This window comes from Candidatus Sphingomonas colombiensis, assembly GCA_029202845.1.
GTDB classification, from domain to species: Bacteria; Pseudomonadota; Alphaproteobacteria; order Sphingomonadales; family Sphingomonadaceae; genus Sphingomonas; species Sphingomonas colombiensis.
This window is the reverse complement of sequence record CP119315.1, coordinates 1,000,319-1,017,107: the sequence shown is the minus strand read 5'-3', so window position 1 is coordinate 1,017,107 and position 16,789 is coordinate 1,000,319. Positions and strand designations below refer to the sequence as shown.

The following is a 16,789-nucleotide window of genomic DNA, read 5'->3' as shown; positions in this document are numbered from 1 at the left end:
TCCGCCTTTCCGCCGGCATGGTGCCGGCCAGAAGCGAAGGGCTGGCCATGATTCCTCTATGTCAAACCGGCGTGCGGTGCGTCGCGAACACGTGCTCGATCTCGTGCGCGGGAGGTCGTTGATGATCGCGCTCGATCTTGCCATCACCACGGTCCGCGCGCGGGGGAGCGCGTCGGTCGCGCCGTTGCCGCTGATCGCCGCGATCAGCCCGGAGGGCTGGTCGGCGGAGTTCGCCAAACCGGCGGAGCTGCCGCCGATCACCTGCGAGCTGACGAGTGAAATGGCGCCGGACAGCGCGTCGAAGACGTTCGCCGGCGCACGCGTCGGTTTTGACGCGGCGGGCGCGGCAACCAGCTATTTCGACACCCGCATCGTCGCCAAGCGCACGCGGCAAACCCTATCCCAATCACTGCGCAGGCGACCGCGCGGAGCGTCGCGCTCGACGATTACGTCTATGCGACCGACACCATCGCTGGCGTGGTCAATAATTCAGCGGAAATGTCGCCAAAGCCAGTTGCGGCATGGGTTATGCCATCGCGCCTGCTCGTCGGCAATTCGGTGCGCTGGGAGATGATCGCCTTCCACCGCGATTTCCGCGGCGCGCGACAGGTGGCCTGCGTCCGCGTGCGCGGCAACGACGGAACGACGCAGACATCATGGCAGACGGTGGCGGCTACTGTCATTTCCACCTTGTGCGAGGATACAAATCCGATCGAGGTCTATGCCGGTGGTCTCGATGTAACCGCGCTTGCGACGGGGGCATTCTGGCTGGAGGCGGAAGTGTATCCGTGGATCGGTGCGGCGCCGTCGGTGCTCAAAAGCGAAGACCTGTGGGCGGCGAGTGCCAGCCCGCGCGAATTCACGCGCCGCTATTACCACAAGGATGTGGCGCTCGCCGCCGCGCCGCCGCTGGCTTATGTCAAAGCTGGCGGCTCGGACACGGCAGGGGTCTGGTCGGTCAACGCCGCGACCGCGCTGGCGACGCCGTTCGCGACGGTGGCTGGCGCGTGCAGCGCGATCACCAATGTCACGCGCGGGACGCCAAGCAAAACCGGCACCGGCGCGCGTATCCGCATCGTCGACAATACCGCCAATAACGCCGGGACGAACGGGACGAGCTTTCCACAGGGCGGCGCGGGGATCGTCATCGAGCGCGCGCCGGGTGTCGCGCGCGCCAGCGCGGTGCTGAACCTCGCCGGCAATTTGCGCGTCGGGCTGACGTGCTCCGTCGCCGGGCTTGAGCCGCATATGACGCTTAGCGACGTGTCCGTCGGGCGGAGCGTCAACACCCAGAAATTCTACGGGGAGGCGGGGGCTGCGATCGGGGTGCAATTCTGGAACGTCGCGATCAACGATACCGCCGGCTCCTCGCCATGGGCCAATGCGCACGCCAGCTTCTTCGGCGCGAGCTTTGCGACAAGCTACATATGGCTGAGCCTCAACACCGGGTTGCAGATCCGCATGACACGCGGCGTTGCCGCTGATCTCAACAATGGCGCGATTGAATCCTGGGTGGTGATCGGCTGCACGCTCCAGCAGATCGGCAGCCAGGGCGCCACCGATCCGACGAAAGGGGCAATCAGCTACGGTAATCGCCTGCTAAAGATGCGGGCGATCGCGCCCGGCTTCGCCCTTTCTGCCGCCAGCGCGGGGGACAGGATCACCGGCGTGGTCATCGTGCAGAATCTGTTCGAGGTGATCGGCGGCCACGCCAATGCGAGCGTGGGCCTTTCGCTGTCCGCCGACAACGCCAATGGCGATGTCTGGCATGCGGTAGTGGCGCACAATACGCTGACGGGCTTTGCGGGCACGGGGCGAAACAATTGGTTCTATAACGAAAGTCAGTCCCCCGGCCTGACCAACCGGCGCACCCACAAGCTGCTCCGCTCGGTCGGCAATATCTGGACCCAGCTCAACGTGAAGGGGGATATCTTCCTCGGCGGGAATGGCAACGGCACGCCGCAGCCGGGCGAGGCGGCAAACCGCACGGGCAATTTCGCCTATCTGCACGGCGTTGGCTGTCAGGGCGAGTTCTCGCAATTCTGCTCGGCGGACGGGGCGCAGGCCGGCAGCAGCTTTTCGCAGCTATACCCCGGCATAGGTGCAGCGATCGGCACCAGCCTGACGACCCGGAGCGATCCGCTGTTCGTCGATTATCAGGCGATGACGGGCGTTAGCAGCTACGGCGTGGGCGGCGGCGATTATCGCCTGAAGCCGGAAAGCCCGGCGCGAAATCGGGTTACGGCGCACGGGCTGGCGTTCGATCTTGACGGCGCCGCGCGGCCCAGTGGCAGAGCGGACGCGGCGGGTGCTTACAGCTAACGGTTCTGAAGCATTCGGGTAATGAGTGACGTCCCCGCCGGTCAGCTGGCGGGGCGCGCCACCATAGTGCGCCATCCCGCCTCCGATTGCTGGATGGAGGCGGCGCTCGCCGGACGATTAACAACCTTATTGGACTGCGCCTGGACCTGTTTGCTCAGCTGGAAGCTGCCCGCGGTATTGTTTCGCACGATCCCGCCGCCAGCTTTCACCATGACCCAATTGTCGGTCACCTTGTCCGGGCCGAGGCGGATGAAAAGCTGGTTATTCTCGATCGTCAGCCGATCGATCGGGTCCATCGCGGCGATGCCATGCCAGCCGGTTCCGATCAGCAGGTTATTGCGGATCGTGATATTGGAATATCCACGCCCGGCCGCGTGCAAATTCGCTTCATCTCGCATGAAAACGCCTTGCGAGCGCTGGCCGACCCCCGGATCCATAAGGTTGCTTTCGATCACGACATCCCGCGCGCCGTGATCGCCGGGTTCGGTTAGGCCGGCGGTGAACAACTGAACGCCGTCCGCATGGTCCCCTGGCGCCGGCCGATACGGGCCGAAGGAATTCCGGGCGATCAGCGCGGTGGTGGTTCCAACTAATTGAACGCCTTCCCGAATGTCTGAAAAGACATTGTCGGTAACCTGCACGTTGGTCGTGCGGAGAAAGGCCATGAAGTTCGCCATGTCGCGAAATGACGAATGCGAGACGACCACGTTGTTGCCGCCGCGAACGCTAAGCGACGAAAAGGCAAGCTGGTTGTCTGGCGTGGTCGCGCCGCTCCAGTTGGTGCTGTCGAAGCGGAGGCCATCGGGTTGATAGGCGGTGACGAACGCGCCGCGAGGATTGTTCCCCGGAAACGGCTCGAAGCGCGAACCGGAAAAGGTGACGTTGCGCCATTGATCGATCGTGATCGCACCGAACACGCCGCCCTTTATCGTCACGTTGGTCAAGCCGCTGAAGCGCGCGAACGTAACACGTCGGGTGCCGAGATCGATCGTGCTGCCGGGACGCGCGGCCTTCAGCATCGCCGTCCACTGCGCCGCGCTGACGTCGCCCTGAGATGTGGCCGCTGATGTGGTTTGCTGGTCGCTGATCGGTGCGGAAGCCGCACACAGAAGCACGACAGGCGCTAACAGTTTTCGCATTGATGCACCTCGTGGCGCAGAATTACTCGCATTCCCGCCGCCGCGCCAGTGTTTGGGCATCCCCGGCGCGGGGAACTGGCGCGGCTGCGAGGCTATTCGGCTTGAGCGCGCCGGATCAGGGCACCGCGAGCGCGCGAGCGGGGGACTTTTGCCGGATCGAACTGGCCGGTGCGATCTCGCGATCGATGCGCCAGCAGCACGCGATGAGTGCGCCGAGCATCACGAAAACGAAACCATGAGCATCCTGCTGGCTGAGCGTCAGCTTCACGATGACGAAGTTGATCAACGAAACACACAGCGGCACGATCATCCCCAATTCGCCATCGGGAAAGGTGATGGCGCGGCGCAGGCCGTTCCAGATCGCGATCGCGAACATCCCGAAGAAGACGGCGAAACCGATCAGGCCATATTCCAGCCCGACGGTGAGATAGAAATTGTCGATCGACGGCAGGCCCAGCGTATCGGGCGCGCGGCCCATGCCCCATCCCCAGGGGCGATCGACGATCTTGGGCACGCCGATCTGAATCTGGGCCATCCGCATGTCGTTGCTGGATTGCTGCGACCCGTCACCCCAGACGAGGTGGCGAATCCGGCCGACGAAAATCGCCGAAGCAAAAAAGCCGAAGAACAATGCCGGATAGCCGCCCAGCACCAACGTGCCGATCGGACTGTCCGGCCGCTTACGGCGATAGAGCAGGCTCCAGAAGAACAGATAGAGCAGGATCGCCAGGAAGAAATTCACCATCCCCATCCGCGAGTCGGTCTGGGAAGTGATCCAGAAAATGGCGGGTATCGTGACGAATGCGGCGATGCGGACGAGCAGTCGTCGCGCGGTGAAGCCGAAGTGCACGATGAACGGAGCGGCCAGCCCGAGGAATTCGGCGAAGTTCAGCGGCGTCGGGAAAACGCTGACGATGCGATATTTGCCGGTCGATCCGCGCGTGGCGCCCGACAGGATGTGCATCACGGTATCGTCCTGGATCGACAGCAGCTTCGGCAGATGGCCGGCCCAAAGAACCCGTTGCTCATGTTCCTCGACCAGCCCGATCAGGCTGGCGAATATCGTGATCCCCCAGATCGTCAGCGCCAGCTGGCGCAGCCGGCCCGGCGTGCGAAAGACATAAACCGCCGCGAAAAACGGCGCGAACCAGCTGAAGATGGCGACGCTGAACTTGTTCGCCGAATAAGCCACGCCGGTCGACCAGAAGATCGACAGGAAGGCGAGCGCCGCGAAGGCGCCGAGCAGCCAGGGCACTGCGGGCATGACCGACAGGGTGTCGGCAAGCTCGCGCCGGAATTCCGCGGACACCGAAAGGCTGACCAGCAGGATCATCCCGAGCGGGAGCGAAACCAGGCGCAGCAGGGTGATCCACGGCATGCCCGGCAGATCGATGCCGATATAGTTCGGCCAGCACAGCAGCACGATGACGAACGCGAATACGCCGTGCGCCATCAATGTCGTCGGCGCCTTGCCCAGATCGGGCAGCAGCCAGATCACCAACGTCGCGAGCAGCGCCAGCGGGACCAGCAGCGGCACGAGGAAATAAGTGGTGGTGACGGCGAAGAACATCCCCACGAACCACGAATATAGCGCGACGAGCGCCAGCAGCTTGATGCGATGCCGCTGCCAGAAGCCCGGCGTGGTGTAGCTGCCCAGCACCGCCGGCTCGAACCTGGGCTGTCGCGGCGATCGCTTGAAGAATTTGCGTGAGATCATCGCTCGTCAAGTCCACCCAAACAGCCGAGGCGCCGACGTGGCCGCCGCCCCGCTCCGCCGCGTGTCGATGGCGCGGCGGGCGCCAAAATGAAAGCGACAAATGGCGAAATCGTTATCTCGCCGATCCGCGATGGCAGGATCATGCCCGCGCCTCTCGGCCGGCGCGCCGGCGCTCGCGGACATGTCGCAGCACCGGGTGCTCGACGAAATGCCAGGACAGGGCGGCGAGCGGGAGCGTTCCGGCAGCGGTCAGCAAGGCAAGCAGCGGGGCAGAATGGATCGGCATGATCGCCGCAATCACCATCATCGCCGGAAAGGCATAGATATACATGCCATAGCTATAGTCCGACCAGCGCGCCGAGGTGGTGCCGCTTCGGAAGCCAGCGCACAATACGCAGTAACCGGTGACGAGCCCCGCCAGATGCGGGATCGGGAAGAAATGTACGCTGAGCGCAAGCGCGACGAGCGAGAGGAGCGCGACGCTCCACGAAAGACGCAGATACGGCCAGAAGATCAGCGCGGCGATTCCAAGCGCGAACATCGTCCACAGCCGGTCGAACAGCATCAGATTGTACAGCGCCCCGCGCGAAGGATCGCCGCCGGCCAGCGCCTGAACCGCGGGCAAGTGTATGACGATCGCGAACAGCAGCGACGGCAACAGCAGCAATGCGATCACGCGGTCACGACTGGACAGCCTCAGCAGTGCGGCAAAGAACAGGACGAGGTAGCAGCGCACTTCCCATGGGATCGTCCACAGCGAACCATTGACGTTCGTCGGCGCACCTTCCGCGCCAATCCCGGTGAGCGCGTAATGGCCTTTGACCAGCGACAGGTTGCTGGCAATGAAATGGGCGGTGTCGCCGCGCAGATATTCTGGAAGCGGCAGGCCGGCGATGAAGAAACCCGCCGTCACCATCACGAGCACCGCGACGGCGAGGCCGGGCCATAGCCGCGCGAGGCGCGCGAGCAGGAAATCCCACGCACTGCCGCGTCGCAACAGGCTGTTGTAAACCAGAAAGCCGCTGAGAAAGAAAAAGCCGTCGACCGCGAAGGATGAGACCGGCTCGCCCATCAACCACACCATCGGATCGTTGGTATCGGCGCCGGTGATCCGCCAGACGCTGTGCGACCAGATCACCGCCGATGCGAGCACCAGCCTGACGAGCGTCAGATTGTTGACCATCGGCACTTGGGGAGGCGTCGCGTTCATCAGGCCCTTATCGAATGGCTTGGCATCTTGTCGGCCTGTCTGGCCCAACCCGGGCGATTGCATCGCATCCGCGCTGGTGGCGCGCAAGTTCTTGAGTTGGCGATCGCGCGGCGATCGCGACGCTGTCTTGGCTAAGGCGTTTTAATTGTCCGATGAGAGTCTCCGCAGAGTGCGCGATTTGCGTTGTTGGCCGGGCCGGCGAGGGGTAAGCCGCTGATATCTCCGAACTGATGAAGGAATGATGTTGGTGGCGTGGTTCTGTGGGATATGGCGGGCGCCGCTGGTTGCGGCGGCATTGCTGTCGTCCCCGACGGTTTCGGCCAAGGTTGTTTATCTGAGTCCGGTGAGCCTGCGCGAATCCGCGGAAGACGAACTTCCCGGCACCGATACGAGAATGGAAACCTCCACCGTCTGGAACGATATGGAGGATGCCGCGCGCAGCGCCGCCGCGCGTGCCGGTATGGGCAATCGCGTTCCCACGCCGCAGGCCAATAGCGCTATTTTCGCGCAGGCGCTGGCCAGCCGGTTCGATCTGCCCAATGAGGTGTCGCTCAGCCGGCTGCTGGATTTCCGCGTTCCCGCCAATCCCGATGGGCAGGACGAGGAAAAGACGGAGCGCCGATCGCTTGTCGCCATCTTCCTCGCCTCGGACGTGCCGGAGCCCGCCACATGGCTCTCGCTGATATGCGGGTTCGGTGTCATCGGGGCGATGCTCCGCCGCCGCCGCCTCACCGGGCGCGAGCCGGTCCGTTCGCCTGCCCTCCGCTAACTCTCCCGCATAGGATCGAGCGTTGTTGGTGATGCGAAGCAATCCGCCGACCGTGCGCTTCTTCCCATCAAAATGACGAGATTTTACGCGCAATTATTGTTGGTATTTCAATCGTTGGCGGCGATTAGGCCACGGCCAGGCAGTGATGAGGGTGAGTGGTGATGGAGCGGTGCAGATTGTGTAGCGGTGAAGCCAGCGAAATTTTCCGCCTGCCCGTTCTCGGAAAATACGACGTCCCCTATTATCGTTGCGCGGATTGCGGATCGATCCAAACCGAAAAGCCATATTGGCTGGGCGAAGTATACGGCGATCCGATCCAGCCCGAAGACCATGAATATCTGCGGCGCAATCTTTGGATTTTGTCCAACGTCAACCTGATGCTCGACGTGCTGAAAGTGCCGAAGGAAGCGGTTATTCTGGATTTCGGCGGCGGCTTGGGGATCATTCCGCGATTGCTGCGCGAATATGGTCGCAACGCCTACAATTTCGATACTTACACCGCTTCGCCGTTTCGCGATGTGACGTGGAATGGCGAAAAGCCGACGATGGTGATCAATTCCGAACTGTTCGAGCATCTGCCGAATCCGGCGCAGGACATCGAAGGGATTTTTCAGGACTCGCCGGAGTTCGTCTATACTCACACGTGGCGTTATCGCGGTGAAGACGCGAGCTGGCCGTATTTCGGCCCGGACCATGGCGGGCACGTCTTTTTCTATACCGATCGCGCGATGGAGAAGATCGCCGCGCGCTTCGGCTATCACGTCTTCATGCCCAATGAACTCGATACGATCTTCTCCCGCGCGCCGTTGACGGGCGTTCAGCGGCGGTTGATTGGGGCCGGGTTCAACAACAAGATTCCCCGCAAGGTGATTTCGAAGGGGCTGAAGGCGGTGCGAAAGATGGTTCCCTCGCTCTGACGAGCGATCAGGCCCGGTTGGTGAGGCGCCGCAGGAGCGGCGCCTTCGTATGGGCGACGAAATCGATCAGGAATCGTTCGAAACCCGGCGGCCGACCGCTCGCCCGCCAGAGCAATGCATGCGTGACGGCATAGGTCAGGCCACCGATCGCGCCCTTCGCCACCAGCATCGCCAGATTATTGACGAAGCCGCTGCCCGCCGGCAGCGCCAGCGTGGCATCGAACGCCAATACCGCCGCGATCATCGCGCCGGTCGCAGTAAAGCTGCGCCAGGCCAGCAGAAACGGGGAAAAGAGCGGGATGGAAAAGCGCCCCGCCACCAATTGCAGTGTGAGGAACAGGTAGAAAAGGCTGCTGACCGTCCACCCCGCGAGCAATCCGGTCAGGCCGAAATGCATCACGCCGACCCACAATGCGGCCAATTTCACCCCGAGGCCGAGGAGGTTGCGGATGAAGATCGTCCGGGTGTCGCCCTCCGCCATCAGCAATGCCTGTGCCCCAACGGTGACCGTGGCGATGGCCATCGACGGTGCGACGAACCGGACCACCCAGATCGCGTCGGCCCATTTCGGGCCGGCAATGACCATGATCGCCTCATGGGCGACCAGCGACACACCGAAGCCGATCGGCAGCAGCACGCCCAATATCGTGGCCTGCGCGCTGGCATAGGCGCGTAACCGACGCGGCAGATCGTCGGTCATCGACGAAAGCGCCGAAAAGATCGCGCGCTGGAACGGATCGGCGAGCTGATTGGTCACGATCGTCGAAATCTGCATGCCCAGATTATATTCGCCGAACCGCGCGACGCTGAACCGCCCGGCGACAATCAGCGCATCCAGCTTCGAGCTGGCGTAATTGGTCACCGCCGCCGCCGACATCCAGCCACCGAAGCCGAGGAACAGGCGATAGTCGCGAAGCGCGAAGCGCGGGCGAAACGGCTTGAACCAATGGGTGGCGATGCTCATCGCGATGCTCGCCGCCACGGTGCCGACGACCAGTGCCCAGTAACTATGCGTTGCCAGTGCGACGGCGACCATCGCCAGCAGCCCAGTCACGCGGCCGATGATCGTCACGGTCGCGTCGCGTGAGAAATCGATCTCCCGCAGGTAATCGACCATCCGTGGGCTGCGCAGGCCATCGATGATCGGCACGATCGCGAGCACGAGCAGCACGTCCCGCACTTGCTGATTGTGGAGCAGCAGCGCCGCGGGGATCGAGGCGAGCGCGATGCCGATCGCGGTCAGCAGGCCGCGCACCATCGCCATCGTGAAGGCCGTGGCATAAAGATGCTGCTCGCGGCCGGGATGGCGGACCAGCGCGTTAATGAGCTGAAAGTCTGTCAGCATCTGTGCAAATTCGACGACGATCATCGCCAGCGATACGATGCCGAAATCATTGGGCGTCAACAGCCGTGCCAGCACAGCGATGCTGAAAATCCCCATGCCGCGGCTGACGAGGTTGACGAACACCAGCGTCGATGCGCCGGTCGCCGCCCGTGCCCGGACGTTCGGCGCGGGGGACGGATCGCGCTCTGGTGAGGGGGGCTGCATCGGCCGCTTCCTTGCCATTGCGCGGCGCGATGTGGCAAGCGCCCCGTCCGGCTCGAGGGGTTCAGGCATGCCAGAATGCGACACGCCGCGCCGTTTGTCTGGTGCGCGTATCTTTATCGTCAGCGACATCGATGTCGCCACCGTCGCGCTCGGCAGCGCGGAATATTGCGCGCAGGTGGCACGGATGCTTGCCGAAGAGGGCGCGACCGTAGAGCTGCTGCTGCTCGGCGTGCACCGGCCCGGTGCGGTGCGCGTGCCCGTGGGGACGCTCGATCGCTATCGCCGGGATTATGCCGCGATCGCCGTGCGCGGGGCGTTGCGGATCGGCAGCTATCTCTATTCGACTGACTGGCGACGCTGGCGCGAGCGGCTGTTTGGGGGATATGCGGCGCGCGGCTGGCTCTCCGCCCCCGATCCGCGCGCGTTGGGCTGGGCGGCGCGGCGGGTACGCAACGCCGCGCCGGATCTGCTCGTCGCGAACTATTTCAACGTCACGGGCCTGTTCGATCGTGTCGATCCCGCACTGCCGACCGCGTTGCTTATGCACGATGTGGTGGCATTGCGGGCGGCGAGCTTCGCGGCGGCCGGGCGCGCGACGGATTTTGACGCGGCGATCATCGATGACGAGGCGCGCGCGTTGCTCCGGCCCGATCTGTGCATCGCGATCAAGGAAGCAGAGGCGTCGTTCGTCCGTGCCCGCGCGCCGCGCGCGCTGGTCGTCACCGTGCCGATGACGATCGATCCCGCGCCGCCGGCCGGCGATCCGCCGTCGGCGCCGGTGGCGCTGTTCATCGGTGGCGCGTTCGCCGCCAATGTCGAGGCGCTCCGCTGGCTGCTGGACGAGGTGTGGCCACTCGTACGCAAGGCGTTGCCGGCGGCGCGATTGCGTGTGGTGGGCAAGGTGGCGGACGTGTCCGGGCTGAACTGGCCCGAAGGTGCGGAGCGGGTTGGCTTCGTTGACGATGTCGCCGACGAATATCGCGCCGCCCGCGTCGCGCTCGCGCCGTTGCTGTTTGGCAGCGGCATCAAGATCAAGGTGGTGGAGGCGCTGGGGCATGGCGTGCCGGTGGTCGCCACCGGATGCGGCGCTGACGGCATCGAGCACGCCCCGCCCGCCGCGCTGGCCATCGTGGACCGGGCTGAGGATTTCGCCGCATCGGTGGTCGCCGCGCTCACGGCCGACGATCAGCGAGAGGCACGCGCCGCCGCGCGCCGCTTCGCCAATGAGAATTTCGCGCGGGGGCCAATGTCTCGACGGCTGGCCGAGGCCGTCGCGGGGCTGATCGCCCGGGGCGGGGTGGCATCGCGGAAGTGATGCGCTAAGGAAGGGTCATGCCGGCGCTTCGCGAACGATTCAAACAATATGCGCCGTCTTTCGTCCATCGGGCGGTCGGCGCGGCGCGCGGCCTGCTGAGCCAGCCGCCGCAGGAACAACGCGTCCTGCATGGCTATGACGTGTTTCCCGAAGTGGATGATCGCGCGCGCCTCAACCTCGTCATTCCCAGCATCGAGCCGGGAGTGGCGTTCGGCGGTGTGCTGACCGGCCTCGATTTCTATCTGCGTCTCTCCGCAGCGACCGGCGCCGCCGCGCGCATCATCATCGACGATTTCAATCCCGCGCCGGATCGCAGCGTCGTCGATGCCGCGTGCCGTCGGATCGGCATCGATCCCGCCGCATTGACGGTCGTGCCGCGTGACACCGATACGCCGCAGATCAGCGTGGGCGCGCGAGACGTGTTCATCGGCTATAATTGGTGGACGATGCTCAACATGCAGGCGCTGGTCGCCGCGCAGGCGCAAGCCGCCGGTGGTCGTCGCGCGCCGTGCATCTATATCTGTCAGGATTTCGAGCCCGGTTTCTATCCCTTCTCATCCACCCATCTCGTGGCGTGGCGCGCGTTGCGGGGAGAAGGGCCGTGGTGGGCGATCTATAACAGCGCGGAACTGGCGAGCTATCTCGCGGCGCTCGGCGTTTCGTCGCAGGAGACGTTCGTGATCGAGCCGACGCTCTCCCCGGCGCTGCGGCCGTTTCTTCCGCACGGGCCGGTGCCGCGCACCCGGCGGCTGCTGGTCTATGGCCGCCCCGGCGTGCCGCGTAACTGTTTCCCCGCGGTGGTCGCCGGGCTGCGCCAATGGGCGGCCAGCTATCCCCAGGCTGCGCAGTGGGAAGTGATCTCGGCCGGCGCGCCGCACCGTCCGATGCCGCTGGGGCATGGGGTGGAGCTGCGTGCGGCGGGCAAGCTGTCGCTGGACGATTATGCGGCGATGCTGCGTGGCACCGCCGTCGGGCTGTCGCTGATGGCATCGCCGCATCCAAGCTATCCGCCGCTGGAAATGGCGCATTTCGGCGTGCTGACCGTCACGAGCGACTATGCGTTCAAGACGATGGCACGGGCGCACGACAATATCACCGCGCTCGAGGATATTCGGCCGGAAAGCATCGCCGCCGCGCTCTCGCGGTCATGCGCGCGGTTCGAGGCCGATCCGGCCGCAGGCGCCCACGGCCAGTCGCACCGCCCGGCCTATCTGGCGGACGATCTGTATCCGTTTTTACCGGAGCTTGCGGCAAAGCTCGCTTCATATTGGAGCGCTGGCGGCTGAGACGGGGCGGCCCCCGCCAGCAGCGCCGCCTCAGACCAATCGTTGCGCCAGCGTATCGCCGATCATCGTCGCGCGCTGGTTCGCCTTTATGCCCAGCACCATGTCTCGCATGAAATCGGAGAGCACGTCGAGCGACGATACGCCGTCCATGCGGATCATCGAAGCGCGGACCAGCACACCATCGGCGATATAGCCGTGCAGCGCGGTCTCGAACCGTGCCCAGCGCTGTTCATTATAGGTTTGCGGCAGCGTTTCGCCGAGCCGTGTCCAGTAAACGATGTCTTCGATGCGTGAGCCCATCTCGGCGCTCAGCATCACCGCCGGCACCGAGACGTTCTGCGTGATCGGCAGCGGGAACAGCTTGCTCTCGGTCACGGCGAACCCGGTCGCGGGATAGCATTTTTCCGGGCGATGCAGTTGCAGCACGTCGCTTTGCGACCGGCCGTAAGCGATCAGCATCATCACGTCCTGCTGCTGATCCTGGACCGTCCTGCGATAAGAGCGGGCAACACGCTCGCTATATAATTTGGCGGCAAGGCTGTCGGCCATGTCCGGCAGCACGATATCGCCGCCGCCGCCGGCATCCCATCCGCCGAAATGCTGCGGGATGACGTTGGTGAGCTTCTCGTTCTCGGGCAACAGCAGCCGCATCTTGCGCGGGCGCAGCCATTCGGCCGTGCCCAGCGCGGCGGCGCAGGCGCCGGCGAACATGAATTCGCGCCGTTCGATCATGCCGTGGCCTCCGTGCGACGACCCGCCAGCAGCTTCTGCAACAGGCGATCGATCAGGAAGATGCTGGCGATCGCGAACACGAACAGCACCAATCCCGTGGTGACATGCATGAAGCCCTGGGCGACTGCATCGCCGTAATAATAGGTCAGCAGGATCAGCGCGATCACGCGCAGGATATTCACGAACACCGCGACCGGGATGATCATCATCATCAGCACTGCGGCATAGCGCCAAGACGCGCGGTGCATCAGATAGATGTAGAACAGGCTGATCGCGACCAGCCCGGTGATCGAATTCATCCCCGCGCAGGCGTCTTCGACCAGCAATTGATATTGCGCGATCGTCAGCGAAACGCCCGAACGTTCGATCGGATAGCCCAGCGGCTGCAGCACCGAAACGGCGGCATAGGATACGAACATGCGCAGCGGCGCGGTGAGATAGTCGATCACCCAGCCCGGCGGCGGGATGACGAAGGCGAGGTAGAATAGCGCGAACAGATTGCGCCGCACCTCCGCCAGACCGGCCACCTGCACCAGCGCCGTGACGAAGATGATATAGAGCGCCGCGACCTCGATGCTCAGGAAGTCATAGGCGTGCCCGACGATATAGAGCGGCAGCGCGATGACCAGCGGCAGCAGCGTTACCGCCGGCTGGCGCACCCCTTTATCGAGCACGATACGATTGTAACTGAGCAACCAGAGCCCGGTCGCCAGCACGATCGGGCCGTGCGCGCCGGCCTCCGTCGACCATGCCTGGCGGCCGAGGTTGATGATGGTCGGGATGGCGAGCAGGAGAAGGCCAAGCAGCAGCGGCCAGTGGCGGCGCACGAAAACGCGCGCCGCTGATCCACCCTGACCCGGTGTTGATCCCTCTCCCGTACTCGCCTCAGCGTACATTGAGATAGGTTCCGATCACCTGTGACTTGTCGCTCTCCAGCTCTTCGATCAGCGTCCGCACGTCGCGCACATAGCTGCGATCGCGGCACGCCACGATCATTGCATAGCGCGTCACCGAGGCGATCCGCCGCACATCCGCGAAATTGTTCGCGGGTGGCGTATCGATCAGCACGATGTCGTAATCGCGGATGCAGCTTTCGATCAGCGATTTGAACTCCGCGCCGCTCAGCAGCTCGGATGCGTCTTCGCGCGGGGCGCCGGCGAACAGCAGCGACAGCCTCGGCAGCACGTCATCCTGCACCGCTTCGGTGAAGCTGATGCTGTGATCCGACAGGCAGTCCGAGAGGCCGAACAGCGCATCATGCGGGGTGAAGAAGGCTTCCAGCCGGGGCGCGCGCATGTTGCCGTCGATCAGCAGCACGCTAGCCCCGGTCTGCGCCAGCGCGACCGCGAGATTCGCGGTGACGAAGCTGCATCCGGCGCCGGAAGAAGGGCCGGCCATTGCCAGTGAACGCCGTCCCTCACGCAGATGCTTGGCGACGATATGGGCGCGGAGCACGCGGATCGATTCGGCCTGCGCACCGGTGGGATCACCAAGTACGACGAGCGATGACGACAGCGTGAAGCGATCGTCAACTGGGATGCCCGACGCGTCGGAATGAAGGTCGCCGTCGGCGATCTGTTGGGAGATGTTCATGCTTCAGGCACCCTGCGCCAGCGAGGCGTCCTGATCGCCGCGCGACCAGCGGAACAGGCGTCGGCGTCGCGTTGGCTGCGGGCCAACCGCCATCACACCGATAACGGGAACGCCGTCGATGGCGAGATCCTCCGGGCCGCGCACACGGCGCGCCAGCAGCTCGACCAGCAGCGACAGCAACAAGCCGAACATCAGGCCGAGGATCAGCGATCCGGCGATCACCAGCGGCCAGCGCGGGAAAGACGGCGAGGTCGGCTCGGTGGCATTGCCCAGCAGCGTGAGGCCGGTGATGGTGGACTCGCTGCGCTGCTGCTCGTCCGCCGCCTTCTGCAAGGTCTTCTGATATTGATCGCGCAACACCGCGACATCGGCGGCGAGTTGCTGGGCTTCGGCGACCTTGCCGCGCTGTGCGAGCACCTTCTGCTGTTGCGCCGAATACAGGCTGGCGATCGACGGGCCTGACGCGCCACGCGTCATCGTCGGGCTGGAAGTGCGTGCCACCTGGGCGAGCGCCTCGCGCTGCTTCTTCAGCGCGATCAGATCGGGGTTGTTCGGCCCGAGCACCTTTTCGGCGTTCGAGATCGACGCATCGACCTGTTCGAGCTGCGCCTGCGCGGGCGAAATGCCGGGGGAGAAGGACATCTGCCCAGCGGCGGTCACCGGCTGCGCGGCGGCCAGCGCGTTGAGCTTGGCGGTGTCCGCATCGACATTATTGTCCTGCAGGATGATCCCGTTGGCCTTCTCGAAATCGCTCTTCTTTTTCTCTGCCGTGTTGAGATCGGCACGTACGCGATCGGCCTGCTTGCGGAACCACGCGGCATTTTCCATCGCGTCGTCGCGGCGCAACGCCAGCGTTTCGGCGACATAGGCGGTGCGCAGGGCATCGGCCACGCGCGCGGCGTTCGCCGGATTGTCGCTGGTGAACTGGATCTCCATGATATTGGAGGAATCGATCAGCTGCGCGCGCGTATTGTCCGAGATGCGCTGGGCCAGCCAGCGCCGGAAATCGCGCTTGTCGTCGCTCGACCGGGCCGCATAGGACGCAGCCAGCTGCGGCGAGGACGTCCAGCCGAGATCATCCACCACCTTGCCGGTGATGCGATAGTCCTTGATCAGCTCGGTCTGCGTCTGGACGTAGGCGCGGGCGAAGTTTGAGCCGATCATCTCGCCGGTGACGGGATCGGGCTTCACCAGATCGAGGATCAGCCGTGAATTCCCCTCGTAACGCGGGGGAAGCAGGCTCGCCACGAGCATCGCGCCGAGGAAACAGGTGAGCGTGGTGAGGATGGTGATCCACCGCCGCGCCCACAGGATACGGAAAAATTGCACGAAACTCATAACAACTGCTCCCTCGGCGGCATTCTCAGAAGAAGCGTTCGCCGATGACGATCGTGTCGCCGTTTTTCACCATGTCGGAAAGGTCCATGTGGCTGACCTCTTTCCCATCACGGAACAGCTTGATCTTCTTTTCCGATCCACGTGGGGTAAGCCCGCCGCTGCGCGCGATCGCCTTGCGCAGCGACATGCCGCGATCGATGCGATACGAGCCGGGCTGCGCGATCTGGCCATAGATGTAATAGGTCGGCGCGGTCGCGACGAAGATCTTGTCGCCGGGCTCGACGAAAATGTCCTTGTCCGGGCCGCCGCTGGCGATCTCGTTCATCTCGAAGGTATATTCCTGGCCCGATGCGCGGCGGACCTGGATATCGTCGGAGCCGGTCGGGCGGAGACCGCCGACGCGCGCCAGGATTTCCGACAGGCGATAGGCGCGATCCACCGGCACGAGCCCGGGCGTGCCGACCTCGCCCAGCACCGTCACATAGCGCGCGGTGAAGCTGGCGACGATCACGCTGACCACCGGATCGGTGTAGAATCCGCCCTGCTGGAGGCGACGACGCACGTCCTCGCGCAGCTGGAGCACCGTTTTGCCCTCGGCCGGGATCGATTTGATGTAGGGCAGCTGAATCGTGCCATCCACCTGAACCTGCACGCGAGACTTGAATTCCTCGCGGCCGAGCACCGAGACTTCCACCACGTCGCCCACGCCCATGACATAGCCGTCGGCGAGGCTGTTCTGCTGCTTGTCAGCGGACGCAGGGGCGGCGGCGACCGCCGCCGGCGGTGGCGACGGGGGCGCCTGCTGCGCCAGTGCGACGGCGGGGCCGATCGCGAGCCATGCGAGCAGGATCAGGGAGAGGCGGCGGATGAGGCAGAGTGTCTGCGGCATAGTTTCCGTTTTC

General features: G+C 64.3%; 15 protein-coding genes. 6 read left to right on the top strand and 9 right to left on the bottom strand.

The genetic code is table 11. The features are described from left to right. The first annotated feature begins 76 nt into the window (after nt 1-76). Both P0Y64_04660 and P0Y64_04655 read left to right on the top strand, forming a co-directional pair. A complete protein-coding gene (locus tag P0Y64_04660) occupies nt 77-574 on the top strand; it encodes a hypothetical protein (protein WEK44124.1) in 498 nt (165 codons plus the stop codon). Continuing rightward, nucleotides 529-2,322 (top strand): hypothetical protein, encoded by a 1,794-nt coding sequence (locus P0Y64_04655; protein WEK44123.1) that lies wholly within the window; start codon nt 529-531, stop codon nt 2,320-2,322. Before P0Y64_04660 ends, P0Y64_04655 begins: the two co-directional genes overlap by 46 nt. Before the next feature lie 41 nt (nt 2,323-2,363). Here the strand turns inward: P0Y64_04655 and P0Y64_04650 are convergent, their stop codons facing one another. From P0Y64_04650 to P0Y64_04640, 3 genes are all read right to left on the bottom strand, one after another. Further along, nucleotides 2,364-3,341 (bottom strand): right-handed parallel beta-helix repeat-containing protein, encoded by a 978-nt coding sequence (locus P0Y64_04650; protein ID WEK44122.1) that lies wholly within the window; start codon nt 3,339-3,341, stop codon nt 2,364-2,366. Nucleotides 3,342-3,576: 235 nt separating this feature from the next. Beyond that, complete coding sequence (locus tag P0Y64_04645) at nt 3,577-5,178, bottom strand: O-antigen ligase family protein (protein ID WEK44121.1); 1,602 nt, start codon at nt 5,176-5,178, stop codon at nt 3,577-3,579. Between the two features lie 139 nt (nt 5,179-5,317). Beyond that, nucleotides 5,318-6,388 (bottom strand): acyltransferase, encoded by a 1,071-nt coding sequence (locus P0Y64_04640; GenBank protein WEK44120.1) that lies wholly within the window; start codon nt 6,386-6,388, stop codon nt 5,318-5,320. Nucleotides 6,389-6,635: 247 nt separating this feature from the next. On the opposite strand from P0Y64_04640, the gene P0Y64_04635 reads away from it, so the two are divergent. Next, a complete protein-coding gene (locus P0Y64_04635) occupies nt 6,636-7,157 on the top strand; it encodes a PEPxxWA-CTERM sorting domain-containing protein (GenBank protein ID WEK44119.1) in 522 nt (173 codons plus the stop codon). A gap of 161 nt (nt 7,158-7,318) precedes the next feature. Continuing rightward, nucleotides 7,319-8,074: a class I SAM-dependent methyltransferase gene (locus P0Y64_04630; protein ID WEK44963.1), complete on the top strand. Its 756-nt coding sequence runs from the start codon at nt 7,319-7,321 to the stop codon at nt 8,072-8,074. A gap of 7 nt (nt 8,075-8,081) precedes the next feature. Here the strand turns inward: P0Y64_04630 and P0Y64_04625 are convergent, their stop codons facing one another. Further along, nucleotides 8,082-9,623, bottom strand: coding sequence for a lipopolysaccharide biosynthesis protein (locus P0Y64_04625; protein ID WEK44118.1), 1,542 nt, complete (start codon nt 9,621-9,623; stop codon nt 8,082-8,084). 67 nt (nt 9,624-9,690) lie between these two features. On the opposite strand from P0Y64_04625, the gene P0Y64_04620 reads away from it, so the two are divergent. Together P0Y64_04620 and P0Y64_04615 are read left to right on the top strand one after the other, a co-directional pair. Continuing rightward, nucleotides 9,691-10,938 carry a glycosyltransferase family 4 protein gene (locus P0Y64_04620; protein ID WEK44117.1) on the top strand — a complete coding sequence of 416 codons (1,248 nt, stop codon included), beginning with the start codon at nt 9,691-9,693 and terminating at the stop codon, nt 10,936-10,938. A gap of 17 nt (nt 10,939-10,955) precedes the next feature. Continuing rightward, complete coding sequence (locus P0Y64_04615) at nt 10,956-12,224, top strand: hypothetical protein (protein WEK44116.1); 1,269 nt, start codon at nt 10,956-10,958, stop codon at nt 12,222-12,224. 30 nt (nt 12,225-12,254) lie between these two features. Here the strand turns inward: P0Y64_04615 and P0Y64_04610 are convergent, their stop codons facing one another. The 5 genes from P0Y64_04610 to P0Y64_04590 are packed head-to-tail and all read right to left on the bottom strand — an operon-like array spanning nt 12,255 to nt 16,776. Further along, entirely contained in the window at nt 12,255-12,956 is a 702-nt protein-coding gene (locus tag P0Y64_04610) for an EpsI family protein (protein WEK44115.1), read from the bottom strand. After that, the gene (xrtV, locus tag P0Y64_04605) at nt 12,953-13,783 is read right to left on the bottom strand and encodes an exosortase V (GenBank protein WEK44114.1); all 831 of its coding nucleotides are present in this window, start codon (nt 13,781-13,783) and stop codon (nt 12,953-12,955) included. Before xrtV ends, P0Y64_04610 begins: the two co-directional genes overlap by 4 nt. Before the next feature lie 58 nt (nt 13,784-13,841). Continuing rightward, nucleotides 13,842-14,549, bottom strand: a complete 708-nt coding sequence (locus tag P0Y64_04600) for a CpsD/CapB family tyrosine-protein kinase (protein WEK44113.1) — start codon at nt 14,547-14,549, stop codon at nt 13,842-13,844. Nucleotides 14,550-14,552: 3 nt separating this feature from the next. Then, nucleotides 14,553-15,887, bottom strand: coding sequence for a GNVR domain-containing protein (locus P0Y64_04595; protein ID WEK44112.1), 1,335 nt, complete (start codon nt 15,885-15,887; stop codon nt 14,553-14,555). A gap of 25 nt (nt 15,888-15,912) precedes the next feature. Next, on the bottom strand, nt 15,913-16,776 hold the full coding sequence (locus tag P0Y64_04590; GenBank protein WEK44111.1) for an SLBB domain-containing protein: 864 nt from the start codon (nt 16,774-16,776) through the stop codon (nt 15,913-15,915). Nucleotides 16,777-16,789: the final 13 nt, after the last annotated feature.